The organism is Hydrocarboniphaga effusa AP103 (assembly GCF_000271305.1).
GTDB classification, from domain to species: Bacteria; Pseudomonadota; Gammaproteobacteria; order Nevskiales; family Nevskiaceae; genus Hydrocarboniphaga; species Hydrocarboniphaga effusa.
Map to the genome: position 1 here is coordinate 378,784 of NZ_AKGD01000004.1, position 23,668 is coordinate 402,451.

At 66.5% G+C, this 23,668-nt stretch carries 18 protein-coding genes; 16 read left to right on the plus strand and 2 right to left on the minus strand.

Annotated features, from left to right (window positions below; genetic code table 11):
• Positions 1-37 precede the first annotated feature (37 nt).
• The 3 genes from maiA (at position 38) to WQQ_RS21110 (ending at position 4,463) form a co-directional block, all read left to right on the plus strand.
• Complete coding sequence (gene maiA / locus WQQ_RS21100) at positions 38-691, plus strand: maleylacetoacetate isomerase (protein ID WP_007187295.1); 654 nt, start codon at positions 38-40, stop codon at positions 689-691.
• A 4-nt stretch (positions 692-695) separates the two neighbouring features.
• Positions 696-2,459, plus strand: a complete 1,764-nt coding sequence (locus WQQ_RS21105) for an aromatic amino acid hydroxylase (protein ID WP_007187296.1) — start codon at positions 696-698, stop codon at positions 2,457-2,459.
• Between the two features lie 366 nt (positions 2,460-2,825).
• A complete protein-coding gene (locus WQQ_RS21110) occupies positions 2,826-4,463 on the plus strand; it encodes an MFS transporter (RefSeq protein WP_007187297.1) in 1,638 nt (545 codons plus the stop codon).
• Between the two features lie 112 nt (positions 4,464-4,575).
• Here WQQ_RS21110 and WQQ_RS21115 read toward each other — a convergent pair whose 3' ends face one another.
• Together WQQ_RS21115 and WQQ_RS21120 are read right to left on the minus strand one after the other, a co-directional pair.
• On the minus strand, positions 4,576-6,237 hold the full coding sequence (locus WQQ_RS21115; protein ID WP_007187299.1) for an L-lactate permease: 1,662 nt from the start codon (positions 6,235-6,237) through the stop codon (positions 4,576-4,578).
• 196 nt (positions 6,238-6,433) lie between these two features.
• A complete protein-coding gene (locus WQQ_RS21120; RefSeq protein ID WP_007187300.1) occupies positions 6,434-9,421 on the minus strand; it encodes a ligand-binding sensor domain-containing diguanylate cyclase in 2,988 nt (995 codons plus the stop codon).
• Positions 9,422-9,633: 212 nt separating this feature from the next.
• On the opposite strand from WQQ_RS21120, the gene WQQ_RS24555 reads away from it, so the two are divergent.
• From WQQ_RS24555 to WQQ_RS21175, 13 genes are all read left to right on the plus strand, one after another.
• Positions 9,634-9,900: a hypothetical protein gene (locus WQQ_RS24555; protein WP_157534829.1), complete on the plus strand. Its 267-nt coding sequence runs from the start codon at positions 9,634-9,636 to the stop codon at positions 9,898-9,900.
• Between the two features lie 225 nt (positions 9,901-10,125).
• Positions 10,126-10,596 carry a CC0125/CC1285 family lipoprotein gene (locus tag WQQ_RS21125; protein ID WP_192813010.1) on the plus strand — a complete coding sequence of 157 codons (471 nt, stop codon included), beginning with the start codon at positions 10,126-10,128 and terminating at the stop codon, positions 10,594-10,596.
• Positions 10,597-10,651: 55 nt separating this feature from the next.
• Entirely contained in the window at positions 10,652-11,815 is a 1,164-nt protein-coding gene (locus WQQ_RS21130) for a metallophosphoesterase (RefSeq protein WP_157534830.1), read from the plus strand.
• Between the two features lie 10 nt (positions 11,816-11,825).
• Complete coding sequence (locus WQQ_RS21135; RefSeq protein ID WP_007187304.1) at positions 11,826-12,647, plus strand: ATP-binding cassette domain-containing protein; 822 nt, start codon at positions 11,826-11,828, stop codon at positions 12,645-12,647.
• A complete protein-coding gene (locus tag WQQ_RS21140) occupies positions 12,644-13,426 on the plus strand; it encodes an ABC transporter permease (protein WP_007187305.1) in 783 nt (260 codons plus the stop codon). The genes WQQ_RS21135 and WQQ_RS21140 overlap by 4 nt, the downstream gene beginning before the upstream one ends.
• 57 nt (positions 13,427-13,483) lie before the next feature.
• A complete protein-coding gene (gene mprF, locus WQQ_RS21145; RefSeq protein ID WP_007187306.1) occupies positions 13,484-16,048 on the plus strand; it encodes a bifunctional lysylphosphatidylglycerol flippase/synthetase MprF in 2,565 nt (854 codons plus the stop codon).
• 389 nt (positions 16,049-16,437) lie between these two features.
• Positions 16,438-18,255: an acyl-CoA dehydrogenase C-terminal domain-containing protein gene (locus WQQ_RS21150; RefSeq protein WP_007187307.1), complete on the plus strand. Its 1,818-nt coding sequence runs from the start codon at positions 16,438-16,440 to the stop codon at positions 18,253-18,255.
• A 166-nt stretch (positions 18,256-18,421) separates the two neighbouring features.
• Positions 18,422-18,619, plus strand: a complete 198-nt coding sequence (locus WQQ_RS21155; protein ID WP_040455280.1) for a hypothetical protein — start codon at positions 18,422-18,424, stop codon at positions 18,617-18,619.
• 10 nt (positions 18,620-18,629) lie between these two features.
• On the plus strand, positions 18,630-18,785 hold the full coding sequence (locus WQQ_RS24560; RefSeq protein ID WP_007187309.1) for a hypothetical protein: 156 nt from the start codon (positions 18,630-18,632) through the stop codon (positions 18,783-18,785).
• Positions 18,786-19,251: 466 nt separating this feature from the next.
• Entirely contained in the window at positions 19,252-19,908 is a 657-nt protein-coding gene (locus tag WQQ_RS21160) for a response regulator (RefSeq protein ID WP_007187310.1), read from the plus strand.
• A gap of 10 nt (positions 19,909-19,918) precedes the next feature.
• Positions 19,919-21,268 carry an ATP-binding protein gene (locus WQQ_RS21165; RefSeq protein WP_007187311.1) on the plus strand — a complete coding sequence of 450 codons (1,350 nt, stop codon included), beginning with the start codon at positions 19,919-19,921 and terminating at the stop codon, positions 21,266-21,268.
• 137 nt (positions 21,269-21,405) lie between these two features.
• Complete coding sequence (locus WQQ_RS21170) at positions 21,406-22,224, plus strand: MipA/OmpV family protein (RefSeq protein ID WP_007187312.1); 819 nt, start codon at positions 21,406-21,408, stop codon at positions 22,222-22,224.
• Position 22,225: 1 nt separating this feature from the next.
• Complete coding sequence (locus tag WQQ_RS21175) at positions 22,226-23,641, plus strand: TolC family protein (protein WP_040455281.1); 1,416 nt, start codon at positions 22,226-22,228, stop codon at positions 23,639-23,641.
• The last annotated feature ends 27 nt before the right edge of the window (positions 23,642-23,668 follow it).

Consider the following 23,668-nt stretch of genomic DNA (forward strand, 5'->3'; position numbering starts at 1 on the left):
CGGCAATGACGGCCAAGATTTGCGAAGGAGCCCGAGATTGGCCCACACGCTGACGCTCTACCACCACATCCGCAGCTCGGCCTCGTATCGCGTGCGCATCGCGCTCGCGCTCAAGGGGCTGGACTACCGCAGCCACCTGATCGACCTGAGTCGCCACGATCAGCTCGCGCCGGGCTTCGCCGAAAAGAACCCGGCCAGGCTCGTGCCCGTACTGGACGACGACGGAACGCTGATCACGCAGTCGCTCGCGATCATCGAGTACCTCGACGAGACGCATCCGCAGGCTCCGCTGCTGCCGCGCACGAACGCGGCCGATCGCGCCTGGGTTCGCCAGATCGCGCTGTCGATCGGCTGCGAAATCCATCCGCTGCAGAATCTCGGCGTGCTGAACCAGCTGCGCGACGGTCTCGGCCTGGACGAAGCACAGCGCAAGGACTGGTCGGCACACTGGATCGCGCGGGGATTCGATGCGCTCGAGCAGCGCCTGTCGGCTTCATCGCGGCGCGGCGCGTTCTGCTTCGGCGACCAGCCGACCGTGGCCGACATCTTCCTGGTTCCGCAAATCGTCAACGCACGACGCTTCGACGTCGACATGAAGCCCTACCCGATCCTGCGCGAGATCGACGACCGCTGCATGGCCCTGCCGGCCTTCGTCGATACGCATCCTTCTCGGTTCCCGGCGCGGCCCTGACGCCATGCCCACGCAAGCCCAGATCATCGCCCGCCTGCCGCGTCACCTGAGGCCTTACGCCTGCGTGCAGGATTACGCGCGCTACACCGCGCGCGATCACGCGGTCTGGCGTTTCATCATGCGTCAGCTCACGCGCTCGCTCGAGCACTCGGCGCACCCGGTGTATTTCGAAGGCCTGAAGAAGACCGGCATCCGCCTCGACCGCATTCCATCCATCGACGAGATGAATCGCTGCCTCGAACCGCTGGGCTGGTCGGCGCTCGTCGTCGACGGCTACATTCCGACCAGCGTGTTCTCGGAGTTCCAGATGCGGCGCATCCTCGCCATCGCGATGGACATGCGCAGCATCGACAACATTCTCTACACGCCGGCGCCCGACATCGTCCACGAATCCGCCGGGCATGCACCCTTCATCGTCGACGTCGACTACGCGGAGTATCTGCAGCGCTTCGGCGAGATCAGCATGAAGGCGATCTCGACGCAGGCCGATCACGCCGTGTTTCTCGCGATACGCGCGCTGTCCGCGCTCAAGGAAGCGCGCAACGCGAGCGATGCCGAGCTCGCGAACGCCCAGGCCGGGCTCGATGCGGCACTCGCGGCCAACGATCATTCGTCCGAAGCCGCCAGGCTCGCGCGCCTGCAATGGTGGACGATCGAATACGGGCTGGTCGGCGATGTGGCCGATTACAAGCTGTTCGGTGCCGGCCTGCTGTCTTCGCTCGGCGAAAGCCGCAGCTGTCTCGACGACGGCGCCGTGCGCAAGCTCCCGCTGACCGTCGAGGCCGTGAACACGCCGTACGACATCACGCGTCCGCAGCCGCAGCTGTTCGTCGCGCGCAGCTGCCAGCACCTGACGCAGGTGCTCGAAGTGTTCGCGCAAGGCATGTGCTTTCGCAAAGGCGGAGCCGAGTCGCTACGCGTTGCGATCGACAGCGGCTCCGTCTGCACGGCTCGCTACAACTCGGGGCTGGAAGTCGGCGGCGTGTTCGATCGCGTGCTCACCGACGCGATCGGCAACGCGATCTACCTCGGCACGCGCGGCCCCACGCAGCTCGCCTTTCAAGGTCGCGAGCTCGTCGGCCACGGCGTCGAAACGCATGCCGAGGGCTACGGCTCGCCGGTCGGGCGACTGCAGGGCCTGCCGCGCTGCCTGTCGGACTATTCGGTCGACGAACTCAAGTCGCTCGGCATCGCGGTCGGACGGAACGTGCGGCTCGACTATCTGTCGGGCATCCGCGTGCAAGGCCGGCTCGACAGCCTGCGGCGCGAGAGCGGTCGCAACCTGATCTTCAGCTTCAGCGACTGCACGGTGACGGGCCTGGCCGGCGAGCGCCTGTTCGAACCTCATTGGGGGCGCTACGACCTCGGTGTCGGCGAAGCCATCGTCTCGGTTTGCGGCGGACCGGCCGATCGCGAAAGCCTGGCGGATACCGAAGCCTTCGACACGACGACGCGCGAGCCGGCCCAGCCCAGCCCAACCGATCGCCAGCTCGACGCGATCTACGCCGATCTGCGCGCTTTGCGGGAGCGCGGCGCCCCGGCTTCGTCCGATCTGCAGCCGATCGAGAATGCGCTGCAGCGCTTCCCCGGAGAATGGCTTGCCCGCCTCGAATTGCTCGAGCTTGCCAATGCGGATCGGGCCGAGCGCCTGCAGCGCGAGCTCGCACATCTCGCGCAATGCGACGCCGACAAACGCCCGCTGATCGAAATGGGCCTCGGCGGGCTCAGCGAAGCGACCACCAGGCCCGCTCCATCCCGCACGGCATGAGGAACAGCAAAAAGTAGCGCTGGAAATGCTGGGGGTCCGATTCGGTTGCGCAGCGCCTGGCCCAACCCCATGCCGATCAGCGCCGGGACCAGCGCGAACGTGACGACTCCGGGCTGGCCGGCTTCGCCGCAAGACCAGTTCCGGGCTCGGGCGTTCATCCGCGAATACGGCCGCGATCCACGCCCAGGTACCTGCGGCCCACCGTTTGGCAGGCATCCACCCCCGCCATCGGGACGGGCTTTAAACCGTGCACTACCGGGTAGAATGACCGGCAGTGAACACCCGCATCCAGATGACGCCCATGCGCCCCAGGCGCGCAGCCCGACTGCGAGTCGGTCCTGGGCTCCCGACCAAGAGGCCGTATCGATGACGGCTGCCCACGGTACCTTCGCACCGCTGAGCGTTCCGACCTACCGCAACATCTGGCTCGCGAGCATGGTGGCCAACACCGGTAGCCTGATCCAGATCGTCGGCTCGGCCTGGCTGATGGCCGAAATGTCCACGCCCGATCGCGTCGCCCTCGTCCAGACCGCCACCTTCCTGCCGATGGCCCTGTTCGCGATCCTGGCCGGCGCGATCTCGGACATGTACGACCGCCGCAAGGTGCAGATCGCCTCGCTCACCGTCTCGCTGGTCGGCGCCACGCTGATGACACTGGCTTCGATGCTCGGCTGGATGACGCCCTCGGCGCTGCTCGGCTTCTGCTTTTTGATCGGAACCGGCGCCGCCTTCTTCGGCCCGGCCTGGCAATCGTCGGTCGGCGAACAGGTGCCACGCCATCTGCTGCCGCAGGCGGTCGGGCTCAACGGTGTCAGCTACAACGTGGCCCGCAGCCTCGGCCCGGCCATGGGCGGGATTCTGGTCGCCGCGCTCGGGGCCACCTTCGCGTTCGGCGTCAACGCGCTGTGCTTCCTGCCGATCCTGTTCGCGCTGAGCCGCTGGAAGCGTGTCGTCGAAGTGTCGCGCCTGCCACCCGAAGGCTTGTTGCGCTCGGTGCATTCGGGTCTGCGCTACATCGTTCACATGCAGCCGGTGCGACAGGCCGTGCTGCGCGGCTTTCTGGTCTGCTTCATCGGCTCCGCCCTGCAGGCACTGATGCCGCTGATGGCGCGCGATCTGCTCGGCGGCGGCGCGCAGACCTACGGCATCCTGCTCGGCTGCTTCGGCATCGGCGCGGTATCGGGCATCTTCGTGCTGCAACCGCTGCGCTCGCGCTTCGGCAACGAGCTCGTGGTGCGCGGTGGCTGCTGCGCGCTCGGGATTTGCCTGGCGCTGCTCTCGCTGAGCGGCCACATGCTGCTGAGCTGCATGATCCTGTTCGTGGCCGGCATCAGCTGGATGGTGCTCGTCACCGTCATCGGCATCGCCTTGCAGCTGTTCGTTCCGCGCTGGGTCGTCGGCCGGGCGGTCGCCACGCTGCATGCCTCGGTCGCGCTCGGCGTGGCCCTGGGCTCTTATCTCTGGGGCCTGTTCACGCTCGACTTCGGCGTCGCTACTGCGATGCAGATCGCCGCCGTGCTGCTGGTGCTGTCTCCTTTCCTCGGCGTGGTGCTGCGCATCGCCGATCGCAACGCTTCGCCCGAAGCGGACGACAGCCAGCTCGCCGAGCCCGACGTCAAACTCGGCATCAGCGGCCGCAGCGGACCGATCAGCATCGAGGTGCAGTACCGCATCGATCCCGACAAGGCACGCGACTTCTACAACCTCATGCGCGAGATCCAGCGCATCCGCAACCGCAACGGGGCCTACGACTGGTCGCTCTCGCGCGAGATCGCCGACCCGTGGACCTGGTCGGAGCGCTACCGCTGCCCCACCTGGGACGATTACCTGCGCCTGCGCGGCCGCCGCACGCTCGAAGAAACCGCCATCCAGCAACGTGCCAACCAGATGCACATCGGCATCGAGCCGATCCGCATCCGCCGCTGGCTCGATCGCCCCTCGGGCTCGGTGCGCTGGCGCGAGGAAGTGCCGGATCGCGGCGATACGCAGCTGGTGGTGCGTTAGAAGCCGGGAGACGGTGAACGGGAGACGTAGCAGCGAACGTTGCTACCTACTCACTTGCGCGCAGCTTCGGCGAGGCTTTGATTCTGCGTCTCCCGTTCACCGTCTCCCAGCCTCACCGCACCACCATCTCCGTAAACGGGAACACATAAGCCTGCAGCGTCACGAACAGGCCGACGAGGCAGGCCAGCGCGATCGAGTGGAAGAACACATAGCGCAGGATCTCGCCTTCGTGGTTGAACCAGCGCGTGGCGGTGGAGGCGACGACGATCGACTGCGCGTCGATCATCTTGCCCATCACGCCGCCCGAGCTGTTCGCCGCGCCCATCAGGTTCGGTGACAGGCCGAGCTGCTCGGCCGCCACTTTCTGCATGCCGCCGAACAGCACGTTCGACGCGGTGTCCGAGCCCGTCAGCGCCACGCCGAGCCAGCCCATCAGCGTGCCGAAGAACGGATACAGCCAGCCGGTGTTGGCGAACGCGAGACCGAGCGTGGTGTCGGTGCCCGAAAAGCGCGTGAGCGAGCCGAGCGCGAGCATCAGCACGATGGTCAGCAGCGAATAGCGCACGCGCCAGAAGGTCTGCGCGAACGTGGTCACCAGCGCGGCAGGCCGATAGCGCATGACCAGCCCACCGACGATCGCCGCGAGCAGGATGCCGGTGCCGGTCGCGGACAGCAGGCTCAATGTGTAGATAGCCGACTCCTTGTGCGGCGTCGTCACCACGGGCGGCATCTTCTCGACAAGTTCGTGCAGCCCGGCGATGACGAGCTTGGGCGCGTACCAGCCGTCGAAGAAGGCCTTCACGGGCGGCAAACCCCAAATGAAGACGAACACCGTGAGAATCGCCCACGGCGTCCAGGCGCGGATCACCGCCGAGCGCGAGTGCAGCGTCGGTGCGGCATTCGGCACGACGGCTGTTTCATCGTGCGGCCGGCCCTTGAGCGAAACCGATCGGTAGATCCGCCGCGGTTGCCAGACGCGCAGAAACGCGACGAGGCTGAACATCGATACCACCGCGGCGATCACGTCGACGAGTTCGGGGCCGATGTAGTTCGAAACGAGGAACTGCATGATCGCGAAGCTGCCGCCGGTGACGAGCAGCGCCGGCCAGATTTCGAGCATCGCCTTGCGTCCGGCGAAAGCCCAGATCAACCAGAACGGAACCAGCAGCGAGAAGAACGGCAGCTGGCGTCCGATCATCGACGAGACCTCCATGAGGTCGTAGCCGTGCACTTTCGACAGCGTGATGATCGGCGAGCCGAGCGCGCCGAAGGCCACCGGCGCGGTGTTCGCGATCAGGCTCAGGCCGGACGCGGCGAGCGGCGAGAAACCCAGGCCGATCAGGATCGAGGCCGTCACCGCGACCGGCGTTCCGAAACCGGCCGCGCCCTCGAAGAAGGCGCCGAACGCGAACGCGATCAGCAGCAGCTGCAAGCGCCGGTCTTCGGTGATGCCCGCGATCGAATCCTGCAACACCTTGAAGCTGCCGTTCTGATCGGTGAGCTGATGCAGGAAGATGATGTTGAGCACGATCCAGCCGATCGGCAGCATGCCCATCAATGCACCGAGAAACGCCGCGTTCGCCGCCATTCCGGCTGGCATGCCGTAGACGAACACGGCCACCAGTAGCGCCGTAACCAGACCCGCTGCCGCCGCGATGTGCGCCTTCAGGTGAAACAGGCCGAGCCCGGCGAGCATGACCACCACCGGCAGCGCGGCGAGCAGGCTGGACATCCACATGCTGCCGAAAGGGTCGTAAATCTGCTGCCAAACCATGCTGTCTCCCCAGGCCGGCCGCGTCTTGGAGTTTTATGCGGCCACGATGCGCCGCATCGTGCCAGCGGCGCATCGACTCGGGCGATTGGTCTGACAACTGCCGGGAGACGGGAGACGGGAGACGGGAGACGGGAGACGCAAACGGGAAAAACACGGCCGGCGCGCCGCGCAAGCGATTTCACTCCGGCTGCCGCTTCTACGTCTCCCGTCTCTCGTTCCCCGTCTCCCCGCTTTCCGCCATCTCCACCCGATCTCGCCCGCCTCGCTTGGCCGCATACAAGGCCTGGTCGGCCCGATTGATCAGCGCCGCGATGTCCACGCCTTCGCCCTCTGCCCAGGCCACGCCGGCGCTGCTCGTGATCGACAGCGAGCCGCCGCTGAACGTGATCGGGCGGCTGCGCAGGGCGTTCATGAGCCGCTTGATGCGCTCGTCCGCGCCGGAACCGAAGTTGCTCAATACGACGAGGAATTCCTCGCCGCCGTAACGGCCGACTCCATCATCCGAGCGCACCGCGCCCGCCAGCCTCGCCGCGACTTCGCGCAACACTTCGTCGCCGACCGGATGTCCGTGGTTGTCGTTGATCGATTTGAAGTGATCGATGTCGATCAGCACCGCCGCGGTGCGCCTGCCGTTGCGCGCGCCCGCATCGAGTTCGGATTGCAGGCGGTTGAAGATGGCGGTGCGGTTGAGCAAGCCCGTCAGGCCATCGCGCGCGGCGAGGATGCGCAGGTCTTCGCGCGCCTCGATGAGCGCCTGCTTGTCGCGTTCGAGCTCGCGCGTGCGCTCTTCGACGATCTTTTCGAGGTGCTGGTGCTGCGCGATCAGGCGCCGCTCGCGCCAGTTCATGAGTGCGCGCATGGCAATGGCGATCGAGCCCGCGACGAGCAACAGCAGCAGCGCGATCACCGGCCTGCGCTGCCACCAGCTCGGCGGCACGCTGAAATCGAACTCGACCGTCTCGGAGCTCAGCTGGCGCTGCGGGTCGAAAGCCTGCAGCTCGAAGCGGTAATCGCCCCACGGCAGCTTGGGATAGCGCACGTCGGCGTGCTGCGATTCGATCCAGTCTTCATCGACGCCGAGCAGGCGGTAGCGGAACAGCATCTGCCGCGCGGACCCGAGCGGCCAGGCAGCGAACTGCATCGTGAGCTCGTTGCGGCGACCGCTCGTGGCGAGGCCGCGACCGTCCCGGTCGATCGTGATCGGGCCGCCGTTCCAATGCTTCTCGATGATGCTCGCTCGTGGAGCCTTCAATTCGGCGAGCAAGGGGCCGACGTCGTACAGCCGCGTGAGTCCGTTGCTCGTGCCGATGGTGATGCTGCCGTCGTCGCCGACGTAGAACGCGCCCGAGTCGCAATCGTCCCAGACCAATCCGTCACCGTGTGCGAGCCGGTGCCAGCGGCCATGGTCGTAGACGATCACGCCGCTGTCGGTGCCGATCCAGATGCGATCCTGCCGGTCGCTGCTCAGAAACGCGGCGGTGTCTTTCGCAAGTGCCGGAAACGCGATGAACTCGGGCTTCGTGCTCTGGATGTCGCTCAAGCGTACGAGCCCGCCGCGCGCCGAGTCGACGAGCCACAGCGCCCCGTCGCGCGTCATGTCGCCGTAGCCGAACGCGGGCGCTTCCTGCGCTGGCGCATAGGGCAGCCGGCTCGCGCCTTGCTCGCCGACGCGCAGGAGTTCGCGATCGGCCACCGCGACGACACTGCGCCCATCGCTCATGAGCTGGCGATAGCCGCGATCCTTCGCATGCACGCGCTCGATGCGCAGCTCGCCATCGCCCATCGACACGCGGCTGACGCCTTCGTACGTCGCGATCCAGACGCGATCGGCCGCATCGACGAGCAGATCGTTGATGCTGTCGGTGACTTTGCCGCGCTGCGTCGCACCGCTGCGCGGATCGTGCACGAGGATCTGGCCATCGTTGCCCGCCAGCCACATGCGGCCCTGCCGATCGCGGCGTACGTACTGCACGCTGCCGACGCCGAGCCTGGCGCCTTCGGCCCAAGGCGCCAGCGCTCTTTCACCCTGCCCCGCGCGCGGATCGTAGAGATCGACGCCCAGATGCGTGGCGATCCAGGTGCGGCCGAGCAAGTCGTCCGCCATCGACCAGACCATGCCGTTCTGCAGGCCGTCGGCCGGCCGCAGATGACGCCAGCGATCGTCGCCGAGCCTGCGCAGAAGCCCGGAACCGGCGACGCCGTACCAGCTCGAGTCGTCGGCCGCGGCGAGCATCGCGATCACGGGTGGCTCCGGCAAGCCGTCGCTGGCCGTCTGCTCGTTCCACTTTCCGTCGCGCCAGACGGCGATGCCGCTGCCGAGACTCGTGCGCATGCGTCCCTGGGCATCGGGCGCCAGCACGAAGATGTGCGCACCCGCGAGCATCGGCACGCCGGGCGTGCGGTCTTCGAAGCGCGTCGCGCCCTTGGGCAGGGCGATGATGTGCTCGAGACTCATCGCCCAGAACGTACCGTCGCCATCGACGGCGTAGCGATACCACTCGGTGTTCGGGACACCCGCGCTCTCGTCCCAGACGCGCAGGCTGCCCTCGGCGAGTTCGCACAACTGCGCCGCGCAGCCGATCCAGACGGTTCCGTCCGCATCGGTGCCGACGCTGCGAATCTGCGTGCCGGTTTCGAGCCGGTGAGCGGGATCGTCCGGTGCGTAAGCTTCCGCGCGCCAGCCGCCGGGGCCGCTGTGCACTTGCAGGAGCTTGCTGACCGCGACCACGAGCAGGCGGCCGTCGGGTGATTCGGCGAGCGTCGACGTGGTGGCGTTGAGCGACAGCGGACGACCATCCTCGCCGTTCACCGCCGCCAGGCCATCGCCCTCGACGACGTAGAGCCCGGATTGCGTGCCGACCCAGATGCGCCCCGCCCGGTCCTGCAGCAGCGCGCCCATGAGATTGCCGTCACCGCCCTGCTCCGAACGCCCCTGGGCATCGGCGAAATGGCGAAAGCGGGTGCCCTCGAAACGGTAGAGCCCGCGCTGGGTGCCGACCCAGAGAAAGCCTTCGCGGTCCTGCAACAGCGAGAACACGTTCGGGTTCGCGAGACCCTGCGCGCGACCGTAGGTCTCGAACAGATAGGGCGCCGGCATGGGCGCCGGGCTCGCCTGCGCATCCGCCGCCATCGATTGCGGCAACGCCGTCAGCGAGACCAGCAGGCCCAGGCAGGAGGCCAGCATCCGCCGCATGCTGCTGCGTGGTGATGGCCGGGCCCCGTAGCGGCCCGACCGATGGCTTCGGTGTCTGTTCTGCATCGCTCCGATCGCGGCGGTCTCAGGCGCGCGAGTTTGCCGTCGAACCGCATGGAACCCAAACCCTCTACTGCCGACCGGCAGGCTGGAGAGGTCGTACGGTGGGGCCGGGGCGGACGACGGCACGCCGCGACGCTGCAATGACTTCGCTCGACCTGCAGCCATATCCGACACGGTTGATCCAGATCAATGCAGCGGCACCCCGACGAAGACAAATTGAAAAACAAATGGAGCTGCATTCTTCTTGGGAGAATTCGCCGATGAAACGCATCACGGTCGGTTCGCTGTCCCTGGTTGCACTTTTCACCGCCGCGGCGCCGTTCGCCGCCGAAACGGAAACACAGCGCTGCGAGCGTCTCGCAAGGCAGTTTCACGCCGCCGATGTGTCCCATGTTGCGGCCGACTGACTCACGGCCGCAAAGAAGAAGGCCGGGCACGGCGAAAAGCTGTGCGAATCACATCCGGCCAAGGGCATCAAGTCGCTCGAGCACGCGCTCGAGGACGTCGGACAAACACCCAAGTGAATCGAAGATGCGGGGCGCGGTCGCCCAAGGCACCGGCGTTCCGCTCAACCCTGGAGATTCTGCATGCCTCGGCTCTTGAATACTCGTCATCGTGCGCGCATGTGCTGGATGGCAACCGTCCTTGGTGCGGTGAGCATCGTCGGCTGCTCCACGGCGACGCCCTATCAGCCGTTTCGTCACGGCGAGGGCTATGGCGATCAGCGAATCGAGTCCAATCGTTTCAGCATCCACTTCGCCGGCAACTCGTCCACTTCGCGCAGCACGGTGGAAACCTATCTGCTCTACCACGCGGCGGAGCTGACGCTTGCCAACGGCTACGATTACTTCGTGACGGACGAGCGATCGACCACCGCCGACACACGCTATTACCAAACCTTTTCCACCGGTTTCGGCTACTACTGGCTGCCTCAATCGGCGTTCGACATCGGCACGACTTCGTACCCGGTCACCGAGTTCGATGCCCAGGCCGATATCGTGATGTTCAGGGGCGAAAGACCGGCGACCAATCCGCAGGCTTTCGACGCGCGCCAGGTCAAGGCCAATCTCGAGTCGCAAATCCACAGGCCGAAATCCGATTGATGGCCCTTCTGAATTGACGGCCGCGCAGTCGGTGGGCCGGGCGAGTGGACCTCCATTGAAAAACCCCCGGCCGCTGCTGAGTCCCTTCGTGCTGGCGCTGAGCGCGATCGTCGCCGTGCTGTACGCCTATCTTGCGTGGCGCCTGACGACCGGCCTGCTCGGACGTCTGGCGCTGATCGTGCCGTTGGCGGCGATCTGGGCGGTGCCGGTGATCTACTGGATTTGCGAGCGCGAGCCGGTGACCGCGATGGACGAAGCGCTGCATGTCCTGAGCTATCTCTCCATGGGCTGGCTCAACTTCGCGGTGTTGCTCAGCCTGTTGCGTGACGGCGCACTGCTTGCGGCCGCCGGGTTCCATCTGCCGGCCCTGCGGCAGGCGCTCTCATCCTGGGGCGCCGATGCGGTACTGGCCGGCTCCATGCTCGCGCTGGGCGGCGGGATGCTCGCTGCGCTGCGCGGACCGAAGCTGCGCCACATCGACGTTCCCGTAGCCGGTCTTCCTCCGGATTTGCACGGCCTCAAGATCGCGCTGATCTCGGATCTTCACGTAGGCCCCACGGTGGGTCGCGCTTATGTGCGACGCGTCGTCCACATGAGCAACGCGCTGAATGCGGATCTGGTGGCATTGACCGGCGATCTGGTGGACGGACCCGTCGCCCGGCTGAGGTCGGCGATCGCACCGCTGGCGCAGCTCGCGCCGGCCGGGCGCGTGTTCGCGGTGCTGGGCAATCACGACTATTACGCCGGCGCGCAGGCATGGACCGAGCATTTCCGGAGCCTGGGCCTGTGCGTGCTGCTCAACGAAGCCGAGATCGTCGCTCGCGGCAACGCGACCCTGGTGGTGGGCGGAGTGCTCGATCCTGCGGCCTCGCTCTTCGACCGCGAGCAAGGCCCGCGGCCGGAACTTGCGGCCGTGCCTGGGGCGGGAGCGGCCTTTCGCCTGCTGCTGGCCCATAACCCGAAGCTGGCACCGCAGGCCGAGCAGGTCGGGTTCGATCTCCAGCTGTCCGGCCACACGCACGCCGGCCAGTTCTTCCCATGGACACTGGCAGTCCGCTGGGTGCACGCGCCGCACGTCGCCGGGCTTTCGCGGCAGGGGCGGATGTGGGTGTACGTGAGCTCGGGCACGGGTACCTGGGGTCCGCCGGTGCGGTTCGGAACCGAACCCGAGCTGACGCTGCTGCGCGTGGTCCGGCCGGATCTGATTCAACTTCCGTGAGATGGTCTGAATGCCCGAGCGCCCCGCAAATCCCGATTCGAACGCCGCGATCGTAACGCGGGCGCTGACGCGGCAATTCGCCGGCATTCGCGCGCTCGACCGGCTCGATCTCAAGATCGCACGTGGGCGCATCTTCGGCCTGCTCGGACCCAACGGCGCGGGCAAGACCACCACGATCAAAATCCTGACCACCTTGCTGGAGCCGTCGGCCGGCTCGGCAACCGTCGCCGGCTTCGACGTCGCAGCGGCGCCCGTCGAGGTGCGTCGGCGCATCGGGTACGTGCCGCAACTGCTGTCCGCGGACGGTGCGCTGACCGCGATCGAGAATCTCAAGCTGTCAGCAAGGCTGCACGGTTTGCACGGTGCCTTGCTCGATGCGCGCGTGAAGGAGGCACTGGCATTCGCCAATCTCGATGCGGTGGCAAGGCAGCTCGTGCGCACCTACTCCGGCGGCATGATCCGGCGCCTGGAGATCGCGCAGGCCACACTGCATTCCCCGGAACTGCTGTTCCTGGATGAGCCGACGCTCGGACTCGATCCGGTGGCGCGCCACACCGTTTGGGCCCGCTTGGAGCAGCTCCAACGTGAGCATGGCGTGACGATCCTGATCACGACGCACGACATGGAAGAAGCCGGGGCGCTGTGCGACGAGCTGGCGATCCTGCATCGTGGCCGCCTCGCCGCCATCGGCGCTCCGGCCGCGCTGAAAGCCGCAGCCGGCTCCGGGGCCACGCTGGACGATGTATTCGCGCACTTCAGCGGCGCGGCGCTGGAACCGGGTGGCCGCTATCGCGATGTCCGCGACAGCCGCCGCGCACGGGGGCTCGGATGAAGTCGGCCTTGATCGGCTGGATATCCGACAGCGCAGCGGTCGCGGACGCCGAGCTGCGCAAGCTGGCGCGAGAACCGGCCGAGCTGGTGTCGCGCGCGGTACAGCCGATCCTGTGGCTGGTGATCTTCGGCCACGCCTTCAGCCAGGTGCGCGGCATGCCCATCGGCGACATGCGTTATCTCGACTACCTGGCACCCGGGATTCTTGCGCAGAGCATCCTGTTCAGCAGCGTCTTCTACGGCATCGCCGTCGTCTGGGAGCGCGACCTCGGTATCGTCCACAAGCTGCTGGTCACGCCTGCGCGTCGCAGCGCTCTGGTGCTCGGCAAGGCGATGGCCGCCGGCTGCCGCGGGCTGGTACAGGCCGCCATGGTTTACGCCGTCGCCATCGCCTTGCACGTCGACATCCGCTGGGAACTCCTGCCGATGCTGGCGGTGGGCGCCGGCGTGCTGTTTGGCTCATGCCTGTTCGCGACGTTCTCGCTGGTGATCGCGTGCATCGTCAAGACGCGCGAGCGCTTCATGGGCGTCGGGCAGTTGCTCACCATGCCGCTGTTCTTCACGTCCAACGCGATTTATCCGCTGGAAGTGATGCCGGGCTGGCTCCGGGCGGTCGCGCAGGTCAACCCGCTGACCTATCTCGTGGACGCGCTGCGCGGCACCATGGTCGTCGGCGGCATCAGCACGTACTCCTACGGCACGAGTCTCGGCGTGACCGTGGTCACCTTCGGTCTGCTGCTCGCACTGGCGGCCTACCTGTATCCGGGCCTTGCCCGCTGAACGCCATGCCGCCAATCACAACCGGATCCGCTTGCCTGCGCCGCTGGCGGTGCCGCGATGTCGCCGGTTTCTGAGAAAAGTCCGCTTCGACGGATCGCGGCGATCGCCGGTCCGCTGATGGCTTTGGTGTTCCTGGGCATTGCGGTCTGGCTGCTCGACGATGGGCTCGGGCGTGAGGGCTACGTGCAGATCGGAAGCGCGATTCGCCTGCTGCCGATCGGTACGATCCTGCTCGCTGTGCTGGTTGCCGCAGTCGCGTACGCGGTGCTGATTCTGTACGACGTGCTCGCACTCGCTTTCGTCGGCCGCCGCCTTCGGCTGAGCCAGGTCGTACCGGCTTCATTGCTCGGCTATGCGCTGGGCAACAACATCGGCTACACCCTGATCGCCGGCGCTTCGGTTCGCTACTGGGTCTACCGATCCTACGGCTTCGGTGCGGGTCTGGTCGCAGCCATTGCGACCTTCTGCAGCCTGGGCTTCGTGCTGGGCTGCGTCTGGGTCGGCGGTGCAGCGTTCATGCTATGGCCCCTGCCGCTGCCCGGCTGGTTGCCTCTGCCCTGGAGCACGACGCGGCCGTTGGGTTTTGCACTGCTGGCCCTGCTTGCCTGCTACGTCACCCTGGCGGCGAGCGGCAAAGTGCGCGTACGCGTGCGCGGCGTACAGCTGGCGTTGCCGTCGCTGCAGCTGACGCTCGGGCAGTTGGGCGTGGCCACGCTGGACCTGCTGACGATGTCGGCCACGCTGTGGATCCTGTTGCCGTCACCACTGCCGTTTGACGAGTTCCTGTCGATGTTCATGCTCGCCCTCGCGGCGGGTGTCGTGAGCCAGGTGCCCGGCGGGCTGGGCGTGTTCGAAACAGTCCTGCTGATGCAGCTGCGTGACCGACTGCCGGTATCGTCCGTGGTCGCCGCGCTCGTGGTGTTCCGTCTCCTCTACTACGTGCTTCCGCTGGCGCTGGCGGCCACGTGGCTGGCGGTGCGTGTCCTTCGCAACGGCTCGGCTGGCTGGAACGCGTCTGCGACGTTGACCGGCCGGACCCGCAACCTGGTTCCGCAGCTCCTGGCACTGGCGACGTTCGCGGCAGGCACCGTGCTGCTGTTCTCGGGCGCTACGCCGACCGCTCTGGGGCGGCTGGCCATGCTCCATCGCTTCCTGCCGCATCCCCTGATCGAGCTCTCCGATTTCCTCGCCAGCCTGGTCGGCGTCGTTCTGCTGCTGCTGGCGCGCGGCCTCCAGCGACGCGTGGATGCGGCCTATGTCCTGGTTGCACTACTGCTTGGCGTCGGCATCGTGATGTCGCTGGCCAAGGGCCTGGACTATGAGGAGGCGCTGGTGCTGGCGGGGGTGCTGATCGCGCTGCTGGCGGCCCGCAAGCGCTTCAACCGGCGCGCCTCGATATTCGACACGCCGCTATCGCGCAGCTGGGTGATTTCGATCGCCTCTGTCCTGATCGGCTCGCTGGCCCTCTGGTACTTCGCCTTCCGGCAAGGTCACTACGCGCAGCAGAGCTGGTGGGAATTTGCATTGCGCGCCGAGGCGCCGCGAGCGTTGCGGGCGACGGTCGGCGCCGCAGTGGTCGCGGTCGCCGTCGCCGTCGCCCGCCTGCTGCGGCCGATGCCGGAAGTCGCGCCACTGCCGGGGCCAGAGGTCATCGCACGGGCCGGGCGCATCGCGCAGCTTGCGGTGAGCACCCATGGCTATCTGGCATTGCGTGGCGACAAGGCGCTGCTGTTCAGCGACGACGGCCGCGCCTTCCTGATGTACGGCCGGCAGGGACGCAGCTGGATTGCGATGGGCGATCCCGTGGGCCCGCGCTCGAAGGGCCGCGAACTGCTGTGGCGCTTCCGCGATCTGGTCGACCGCTACGACGGCTGGCCGGTGATCTTCGAGGCGCGCGCCTTCTGGCTACCGGTCTATCGGGAGCTGGGCCTCGTGGCGACGCCGCTCGGCGAGGAAGCGCGCGTCGACCTGCGCTCGTTCTCGCTGAACGGGGCGACGTTCAAGACGCTGCGACAGGCTCACGCGAGCCTGCCCGCGCAAGGCTGTTGCTTCGACATTCTGCCCGCAGCTGCGGTGCCGGCGCTGATACCCGAACTCGCGCGCGTTTCGGAGTCTTGGCTCTCGACCAAGAACACCCGCGAGAAAGGGTTTTCCAACGCCTCGTTCGATGCGGCCTACCTCGCGCAGTTTCCGCTTGCGGTGGTGCGATACCGAGGCACGATCGTCGGCTTCGCGAACCTCTGGTGCGGCAAGGGCAAGTACGAGCTGTCGGTCGACCTCATGCGCCACGCAGCCGATGCTCCGCCACGGACGATGGATCTCCTTTTTACCGAGCTGATGCTCTGGGGTCAGCGCGAGAGCTATCAATGGTTCAACTTCGGCATGGCGCCGCTATCGGGATTCGGCCATGACGCCACCGTGTGGTCGAAAGTCGGAGCCTTCCTCTACCGCCATGGCGAGCACTTCTACAACTTTCAGGGGCTGCGCCAATACAAGGCCAAGTTCAGGCCGTCATGGGTACCCCTGTACCTGGCATCTCCCGGCGGCGTCGCGCTGCCGGCCATCATCCTGGACGTAACGGCCCTGATGGCGGGCGGCGTGATGGGCATTCTCCGGAAATAACCTTGTCTGCCGCGCCTGACACCACCCCGGATCGCGCGCGCACACCACGCGTCACCGTCTTCGGGACGTCCGTCCCAGTGGAGGACTGCGTTGATCCTTTCTGTCGATGGCGAAAGGGCTCCGTACTACTTTTTTTGTACCGACCGGCGGCATCGAACCAGGCCATGGAGCATCGTGACGACCTGCTCCGACAGATGAAACTTTCGTCATCTTCCGGCTTGCGCCACCCGAGATTCGCCCTCATCGCCAGCCGGCCGGTGCTCCATACGCTGCTGTATCCCGAGCGACCACGCAGCGACCATATGCCGCTGCGCCACGGCCAATTTCAGCGGCCGGCTCGCTCATGACAATCGCCGCCTCTTCGTTTTCCTAGATTCAAGGTCGCCCACATGCCCGCCTACAAAGCCCCGCTTCGCGACATCCGTTTCCTGCTCAACGAGGTCTTCGACTATCCGGCGCACTACGCCGGGCTGCCGAACGGCAAGGACGCGGACCCGGATACCGTCAACGCCATCCTCGACGAGTGCGCCAAGTACGCCGAGGAAGTGCTGTCTCCGCTGAACCTCTCGGGCGACGAGGAAGGCTGCCGCTTCGAAGCCGGCAAGGTCACCACGCCCAAGGGCTTCAAGGAGGCTTACGAGCAGTGGGTCGCCGGTGGCTGGCAGGGCCTGTCGCACCCCACCGAATACGGCGGCCAGGGCATGCCGATGTCGCTGGGCCTCATGAAGACCGAGATGGTCGGCACCGCCAACTGGTCGTTCGGCATGTATCCGGGCCTCTCGCTCGGCGCCATGAACACGATCCTGCAGCACGCGTCCGACGAGCTGAAGACCGCTTACATGCCGGCGCTCACCGAAGGCCGCTGGACCGGCACCATGTGCCTCACCGAGCCGCAGTGCGGCACCGACCTGGGCCAGGTGAAGACGCGCGCCGAACCGCAGTCCGACGGCAGCTACAAGGTCACCGGCACCAAGATCTTCATCTCGGCCGGTGAGCACGACATGGCCGAGAACATCGTCCACGTGGTGCTGGCCCGCCTGCCCGACGCGCCGGCCGGCACGCGCGGCATTTCGCTGTTCATCATTCCGAAGTTCTTGCCGGCGGCGGACGGCTCGGCCGGCGAGTTCAACCACGTGGTCTGCAGCGCCCTCGAACACAAGATGGGCATCAAGGCCTCGGCCACCGCCGTCATCAACTTCGAAGACTCGAAGGCCTGGATGATCGCCGAGCCGAACAAGGGCCTCGAAGCCATGTTCACGTTCATGAACACCGCGCGCATCGGCACCGCGATCCAGGGCGTCTGCCACGCCGAGCTGTCGTTCCAGGGTGCGCTGCGCTACGCCAAGGAGCGCCGCTCGATGCGGGCGCTGTCGGGCAAGAAGGAGCCCGACAAGGTCGCCGACGCGATCATCCACCACGCCGACGTGCGCCGCATGCTGCTCACGCAGAAGGCCTTCGCCGAAGGCGGCCGCGCGATGATCTACTACGCGGCCCAGTTCGCCGATCACATGACCAACGGGATCATCGAAGGCGACCAGAAGAAGTACAAGAAGTGGGACGACAAGCTCGGCTTCTTCACGCCGATCATGAAGGGCTTTTTGACCGAAATGGGCCTCGAAGCCGCGAACCAGGGCATCCAGGTTTTCGGCGGCCACGGCTACATCAAGGAACACGGCATGGAGCAGATCGCGCGCGATGCGCGCATCGCCACGCTGTACGAAGGCACCACCGGCATCCAGGCGCTCGACCTGCTCGGCCGCAAGGTGCTGATCATGACGCGCGGCGGTGCGGTGCGTGAGTTCACCGCGCTGATCGCCAAGTTCGCGGTCGACAACATGCGCAACGCCAAGCTGCGCAGCTATGCGACGGCGCTCGCCAGGTACGCGGCCGAGTGGAACGTGCTGACCATGCGCATCATGCTCACGGCGCGCAAGGACCGCGATGCGGTGTCGGCCGCGAGCCATCACTTTTTGATGTATTCGGGCTACGTGATGATGGCCTACTTCTGGGCGCTGCAGGCGCAGATCGCGGGCAACAAGCTGGTGCACGGCGGCAGCGAATCCAAGGAGTTCTACAAGGCCAAGATCGCCACCGCGCGCTTCTACTTCGACCATCTGCTGCCGCGCGCCAAGGGCCATGCGACCTCGATGATCAAGCCGAGCAAGTCGCTGACCAAGCTGCCGATCGACAGCTTCGTCTTCGAGTAGACCTCCGCGTTTTGCAGGGCCCGCGGCGCCGCTCCTTGCAAAGGGCGCGGCGCCTTTTTTGTTGGCCTGGTCTCAGGTTCGGCATAGCCCGATCAGTCAATCGCGCATTCATTTTTCTGCCCGTAATCTCGGCCGGTCATCGAAACGAAGATTGCGGAGCCCAGGAATGAGCACTCACTGCGCCAGCTGCAACGCTCTGAGCAAGGGTCTTGTGCACGTTCCCATCCTGCTCGAGAGGCTCGACGCCGATCTCGAATCCGAGTCCCCGCTCTACGCCTGCGCGGCCTGCGGCCAGGAGTGGAGACGCTTGGACCGGGTCTGGTGCCGGGCGCCGATGCGCTCGATGATGCCGCTGGCCGCCTGAGAAAGGCCGAATGACCACCCTGGTACTCGCCTCCTTCCTCGTCGTCGCCGGCCTGGCCGTCGGCCGCTTCGTCCGGCTGCGCCAGCAACGCGAACATTTCCTGCTGACGCCTCGCAAGCCGGTCAACGTGATTCGCATGGGCTTCGGCCCGAATCGTTCGGTCTGATTCACTTCGATCCGATCCACCACGATTCGCTTCCCGCCGCAGGCGTGCTCGCAGTTCTTCCATCGCACCGGGCGGGTGTGATCCCCGCTTGCGACGGGTCTTCGAAAGCAGCTCCGTTGACCGATCGGTCCACCTCGGACAGCGCGCCGAGACGCGGCTAGGTTGCGGCAAAAAGAAAGGCCCGCTCGGGGGGAGAGACGGGCCTTAACTCTCGTGGGGGCTTGAGAGATGTCCGCACGGGTCAGCGGACGGGGCTAGTTTCTTGTGCGCCGCTTGCATGCGGCTGAACCGCTTGTGCCCATGGTGGGCGAAGTCGGAGATCGGCCGACACTGCGTCCCGAGCCGATTGCTTGCGGGCGCGGGCCTCGCACTTCTAAGCGTGCCCTAAGTCTGGGCTGACAAGGTTTGGCGCCCTGGCCAGCCTGGCCTCTGGACACGCCAAAACCCAGACCGCGATCATCCCCTCATGCGCATCCTGCTGATCGAAGACGATTACATGATCGGCGAAGGCCTACGCCAAGCCTTGACGCGCGATGGCATGACGGTCGATTGGATGACCGATGGCCTGCAGGCACAGGAAGCGCTGAGACAAGGCTACGACCTCGTAGTGCTCGACCTCGGGCTGCCCGGACGAGATGGTCTGGAGATACTGCGCCAGGCGCGCAGGGACGGCAGCACCCTGCCCGTGCTCGTGCTGACCGCGAGAGACGGCATCGACGATCGCGTCGCCGGGCTCGATGTGGGAGCGGATGACTATCTGACCAAACCCTTCGATCTGCGCGAGCTGCAGGCGCGCCTGCGCGCGATCCTGCGCCGCCGCGGAGGCCACGCGCAGTCGCGCATCGGCACCGCGGCACTCAAGCTCGACCTCGCGAGCCGCGAGCTGATCGACGACACCGGCGCCCATGCACTGACCGCACGCGAGTTCGCCCTGCTGCATGCGCTGCTCGAAAGGCCCGGCGCCATCCTGTCGCGCAACCAGCTCGAAGAGCGCATCTATGGCTGGAAAGACGAGGTCAACAGCAATGCCGTCGAAGTGCTCATTCATGGGCTGCGCCGGCGCTTCGGCAATGCGCTGATCCTCAACGTGCGCGGCCTGGGCTGGCGCGTGGCTCCGGGCTAAGAACGCTCACATGACCGAATCCTTGCGCCGATACCGCCGATTCCGCCGATACCTGGGCCGGCCCACCTCCCTGCGCCAGCACCTGCTGCGCTGGCTGCTGCCGGCCTACGTGCTCGTGGGGGTGCTGATCACGGCGCTGAGCTGGCTCAACGCGGCCGACATGGTGCACAGCTTCATGGACGGGCAGATGGAATCGTTCGCCCGCCTCAACGAAGGCGCCGATCACGCGAGCTCGCTCAAAGCCGTCGACGAGAAGGAATCCGGCTATTCGATGTTGCTGTGGAGCCCCGACGGTCGCCTGCTCGACGCATCCGAACCCGGCCTGCCGCTGTTTGCCGACCTGCCCACCGGCCACGCCACGGTCAAGCATGGCAAGGACCAATGGCTGGTCTACACGCTGCGCTCCGATTCGGGCGTGCTGCAGTGCTTGCAGCGCATGAGCTTCCGCCGCCACGTGATCTTCGAGTTCTCGAACAAGACGCTGATCTATCCCTTGCTGCTGATTCCGCTGTCGAGTTACCTGATCTGGCTGGTGATTCGCGCCAGCCTGAGGCCGCTCGAACGCGTGTCGGAAGCCGCCGCCGCGCAGGACGAACGCAACCTGTCCGCCTTGCCGCTGACCGGCGTGCCCGACGAGATCCGTCCGCTCGTGCAATCCATCAATTCCTTGCTCGCGCGCCTGCGCCAATCGTTTTCGGCGCAGCAGCGCTTCGTCCACGATGCCGCGCACGAACTGCGAACGCCGATGGCCGCGCTCAAGCTGCAATTGCAGAACCTGCGCGCGGAGATTCCCGAAGCCGGGCAAGCCCGGATCGATGCGATGGAAAGCGGCGTGCAGCGCGCACATCGGCTGGTCGAGCAAATGCTGCGGCTGGCCCGCGGCGATGCAAAGACCCGCCGGGTCTCGCAGCCCGTTTCGCTCGAGAACCTGTTGCGCGAATCGATCGCCGCGCTGATGCCGCTGGCCGATGCGCGCAAGATCGATCTGGGTTGCGAGATCGAACGCGACGTCGTGGTGCAGGGCCAGGCCGACGAGCTACGCAGCGTGATCGACAACCTCATCGACAACGCGCTGCGCTATTCGCCGCAGAACGGAACCGTGGACCTGCGCCTGTCGCGCGACAAGGACGGCGCGGCCTGCATCGAAATCCTCGACGAGGGCCCGGGCATCTCGGGCGAGCATCTGCCGCGCGTGTTCGATCGCTTCTTCCGCGTGCTCGGCACCGGGGTCGAAGGCAGCGGCCTGGGCCTGGCCATCGCACAAGGCGCGGCACTGCGCCAGGGCGCGCAAATCGAGCTGCACAACCGTCCCGGTCGCGGCCTGGTCGCGCGCCTGCGCTTCGATCCGCAAGCCGTCTGAGCGCATCGCTGCGTAACGGTGTGTTTCGCGGCGCGCCCGCCTAAGTTTGATCTAAGTCCCGACGCTCAAGCTGACTCGGCCCGATGCGAGCGCACTCGCATCGAGTTCCGATTTGGCCCACATCGAAAGGGATCTTCATGCTCGAGCCCGCTGTCGTCTTTCGCCTTTCGCCGCGCCGAGCCCTGCGCCTGCTCTCGCCGGCCTGTCTGCTCACGATACTGGCTTCGTCCCCATCGATCGCCCAAGCCGAGCAGCCGGGCCGCTGGGGACTCGGCGCGGCCACCGTCATGTCGGTGAATCCATATGCCGGGCGCGGCATGCGCCTGATTCCGTTCCCCGCCATCACCTATCAAAGCGATCGCTTCTACTTCTTCGGCATCCGCGGCGGCGCGCATCTGTACGACGACGGCGTGTTGTCGCTCGATGCCTTCGCCGCCGCGCGCCTCGACGGCATCGACGCCAAGGATTTCGGCCGCTCCGAGCTGGCCGACAACGGCATCGATCGCGACGATCTGTCCAATCGCAAGGACGGTGTCGACCTCGGCCTGTCGGCGAGCCTCACGCGCGCCTACGGTCGCTTCACGCTGGAAGCCTCGGGCGACGTGACCGGCGCGAGCGATGGCATGGAAGTGGAACTCGGCTATGCGTATCCATTCAAGATCAACCGCCGCTTGATGATCATCCCGTCGATCAACCTCAGCTGGATGTCGTCGAACCTGGCCGACTACTACTACGGCACGATGGACAAGGAGGTCGACCGCGGCGCTCCGCTCTATCGTCCGGGCGATAGCTTCGTGCCTCAGGTCGGCGTCGAGCTGCGATACGGGTTCGCCGAGCGCTGGACCTTTCTGGGCATGGCCAGCTACAGCCGCTACACCGGCGACCTCGCCGACAGCCCGCTGCTCGAATCCGGCAACGCGTATTCGCTGATCCTTGCCGTGCAGCGGACTTTCTGAGGTGTTCCGGGCCTCGCTGCGGTGCGGGCTGTCGCTGTGGTTGCTGTGCGCGATGCCGGCGGCGCGAGCCGAATCCGTCGAGAGTTGGGTGATCGCCTCGCTGGCGTCGAATCTGTCGCTGCAGGCGGAATCGGCATCGGTCGAAAGCGCGCTGGCTGCGATCGATCTGGCGCGCTCGGCGCTGCGGCCCAACCTGGCCTTGCAGGCGCGCTACTCGCGCACCGAAGGCGGCCGCGTGATCGAGCTTCCGATCGGCGACCTGATCAACCCGGCCTACGAGACGCTCAACGAGCTGACCGCGGCGAGCGGCGATCCGACCACGTTCCCTGCTGTCGAAAACCAGCGCTTCATGCTGCAACGAGAGCGCGAGCAGGACACGGCGCTCAGCATGAGCCTGCCTTTGTGGGCTCCGGCGCTGCGCGCCCAGTTGCGCGCCAGCACAGCGAACGCCGGCGCCGCAGATTCACGTCGCGAAGTGCTGGCCAGAACGCTGGTGCGCGATACGCGCCAGGCCTGCTATTCGGTGCTGCGCGCACAAGTCGACATCGACAACCTCAGCGCCGCCGAGATCAGCCTCGCCGAGAACCTGCGCGCCACCCGCCTGCTGCTCGAGGCCGGGCGCAGCACGCGAGAGCCGGTGTTGCGCGCCGAAGCCGAACGCCTCGAAACCGAGCAGCGCCTGATCGAAGCGCGCAATACGCTCAGGCAGGCGCAGCGCTACCTCAATTTTCTGGTCAATCGCACTCTCGACTCGCCGGTGAGCGTCGAAATATCCGAGGCGGACCAGCTGCTCGCGCACAGCGCCCGCTTCGATTCCGACCCAACCGCAAAGGCCCAGCGCGCCGAGCTGCGCCAGGCCGAGCAGTCGATCGTGGCGGCCGACGCACGCCTCGCAGGCGCGCGCGCCGAAAACTGGCCCACGCTGAGCCTCGATGCGCGCTATGGCGTGCAAGGCAGCAGCTACGACGTGGGCCGCGACGATGATCTGGCCACGGTCTCGCTGACGCTGTCGTGGACCTTGTTCGATGGCGGAGCGCGCAAGGCCAGGCAAGCGCAGGCGATGTTGTCCGGCCAGCAACTGCGCCAGCAGCGCGAGCAGTTGCGCCAGCAGGTGGAACTCGAGCAACGGCGCGCACGAGACGAGGCCAGCACCCAGGCGCAGGCCTTGCGTTCCGCGCAGGCACGCAGCGCGGCGGCCGACGAAGCCTTGCGCATCGCCGGCAAGCGGCGCGAGGCCGGCTCGCTGACGCAGCTCGAATACTTCGATGCGCGACGCGCGCTCACCGATGCGCAATCCGCGGAAGCGCTCGCGCGCTATCGCCATCTGGCCAGCCTGGCGGAGCTCGAATTCGCGGCCACCGCTTATCCGCTGCCTTCGAATCTGCTGGCCGATGCCGCCGGGAGCGGGCTGCCATGAACCACGCTTCGCCTTGCACTTCGATAT

Bases quoted from the DNA above. Each gene is read 5' to 3' on its own strand.
- WQQ_RS21125 (WP_192813010.1), top strand. From the start codon at position 10,126: ATGGCAACCGTCCTTGGTGCGGTGAGCATCGTCGGCTGCTCCACGGCG.
- mprF (WP_007187306.1), top strand. From the start codon at position 13,484: ATGTCGCCGGTTTCTGAGAAAAGTCCGCTTCGACGGATCGCGGCGATC.
- WQQ_RS21165 (WP_007187311.1), top strand. From the start codon at position 19,919: ATGACCGAATCCTTGCGCCGATACCGCCGATTCCGCCGATACCTGGGC.
- WQQ_RS21135 (WP_007187304.1), top strand. From the start codon at position 11,826: ATGCCCGAGCGCCCCGCAAATCCCGATTCGAACGCCGCGATCGTAACG.
- WQQ_RS21160 (WP_007187310.1), top strand. From the start codon at position 19,252: ATGCGCATCCTGCTGATCGAAGACGATTACATGATCGGCGAAGGCCTA.
- WQQ_RS21110 (WP_007187297.1), top strand. From the start codon at position 2,826: ATGACGGCTGCCCACGGTACCTTCGCACCGCTGAGCGTTCCGACCTAC.
- WQQ_RS21140 (WP_007187305.1), top strand. From the start codon at position 12,644: ATGAAGTCGGCCTTGATCGGCTGGATATCCGACAGCGCAGCGGTCGCG.
- WQQ_RS24560 (WP_007187309.1), top strand. From the start codon at position 18,630: ATGACCACCCTGGTACTCGCCTCCTTCCTCGTCGTCGCCGGCCTGGCC.
- WQQ_RS21115 (WP_007187299.1), bottom strand. From the start codon at position 6,237: ATGGTTTGGCAGCAGATTTACGACCCTTTCGGCAGCATGTGGATGTCC.
- WQQ_RS21155 (WP_040455280.1), top strand. From the start codon at position 18,422: ATGAGCACTCACTGCGCCAGCTGCAACGCTCTGAGCAAGGGTCTTGTG.
- WQQ_RS21150 (WP_007187307.1), top strand. From the start codon at position 16,438: ATGCCCGCCTACAAAGCCCCGCTTCGCGACATCCGTTTCCTGCTCAAC.
- WQQ_RS24555 (WP_157534829.1), top strand. From the start codon at position 9,634: ATGACTTCGCTCGACCTGCAGCCATATCCGACACGGTTGATCCAGATC.
- WQQ_RS21120 (WP_007187300.1), bottom strand. From the start codon at position 9,421: ATGCTGGCCTCCTGCCTGGGCCTGCTGGTCTCGCTGACGGCGTTGCCG.
- WQQ_RS21170 (WP_007187312.1), top strand. From the start codon at position 21,406: ATGCTCGAGCCCGCTGTCGTCTTTCGCCTTTCGCCGCGCCGAGCCCTG.
- WQQ_RS21105 (WP_007187296.1), top strand. From the start codon at position 696: ATGCCCACGCAAGCCCAGATCATCGCCCGCCTGCCGCGTCACCTGAGG.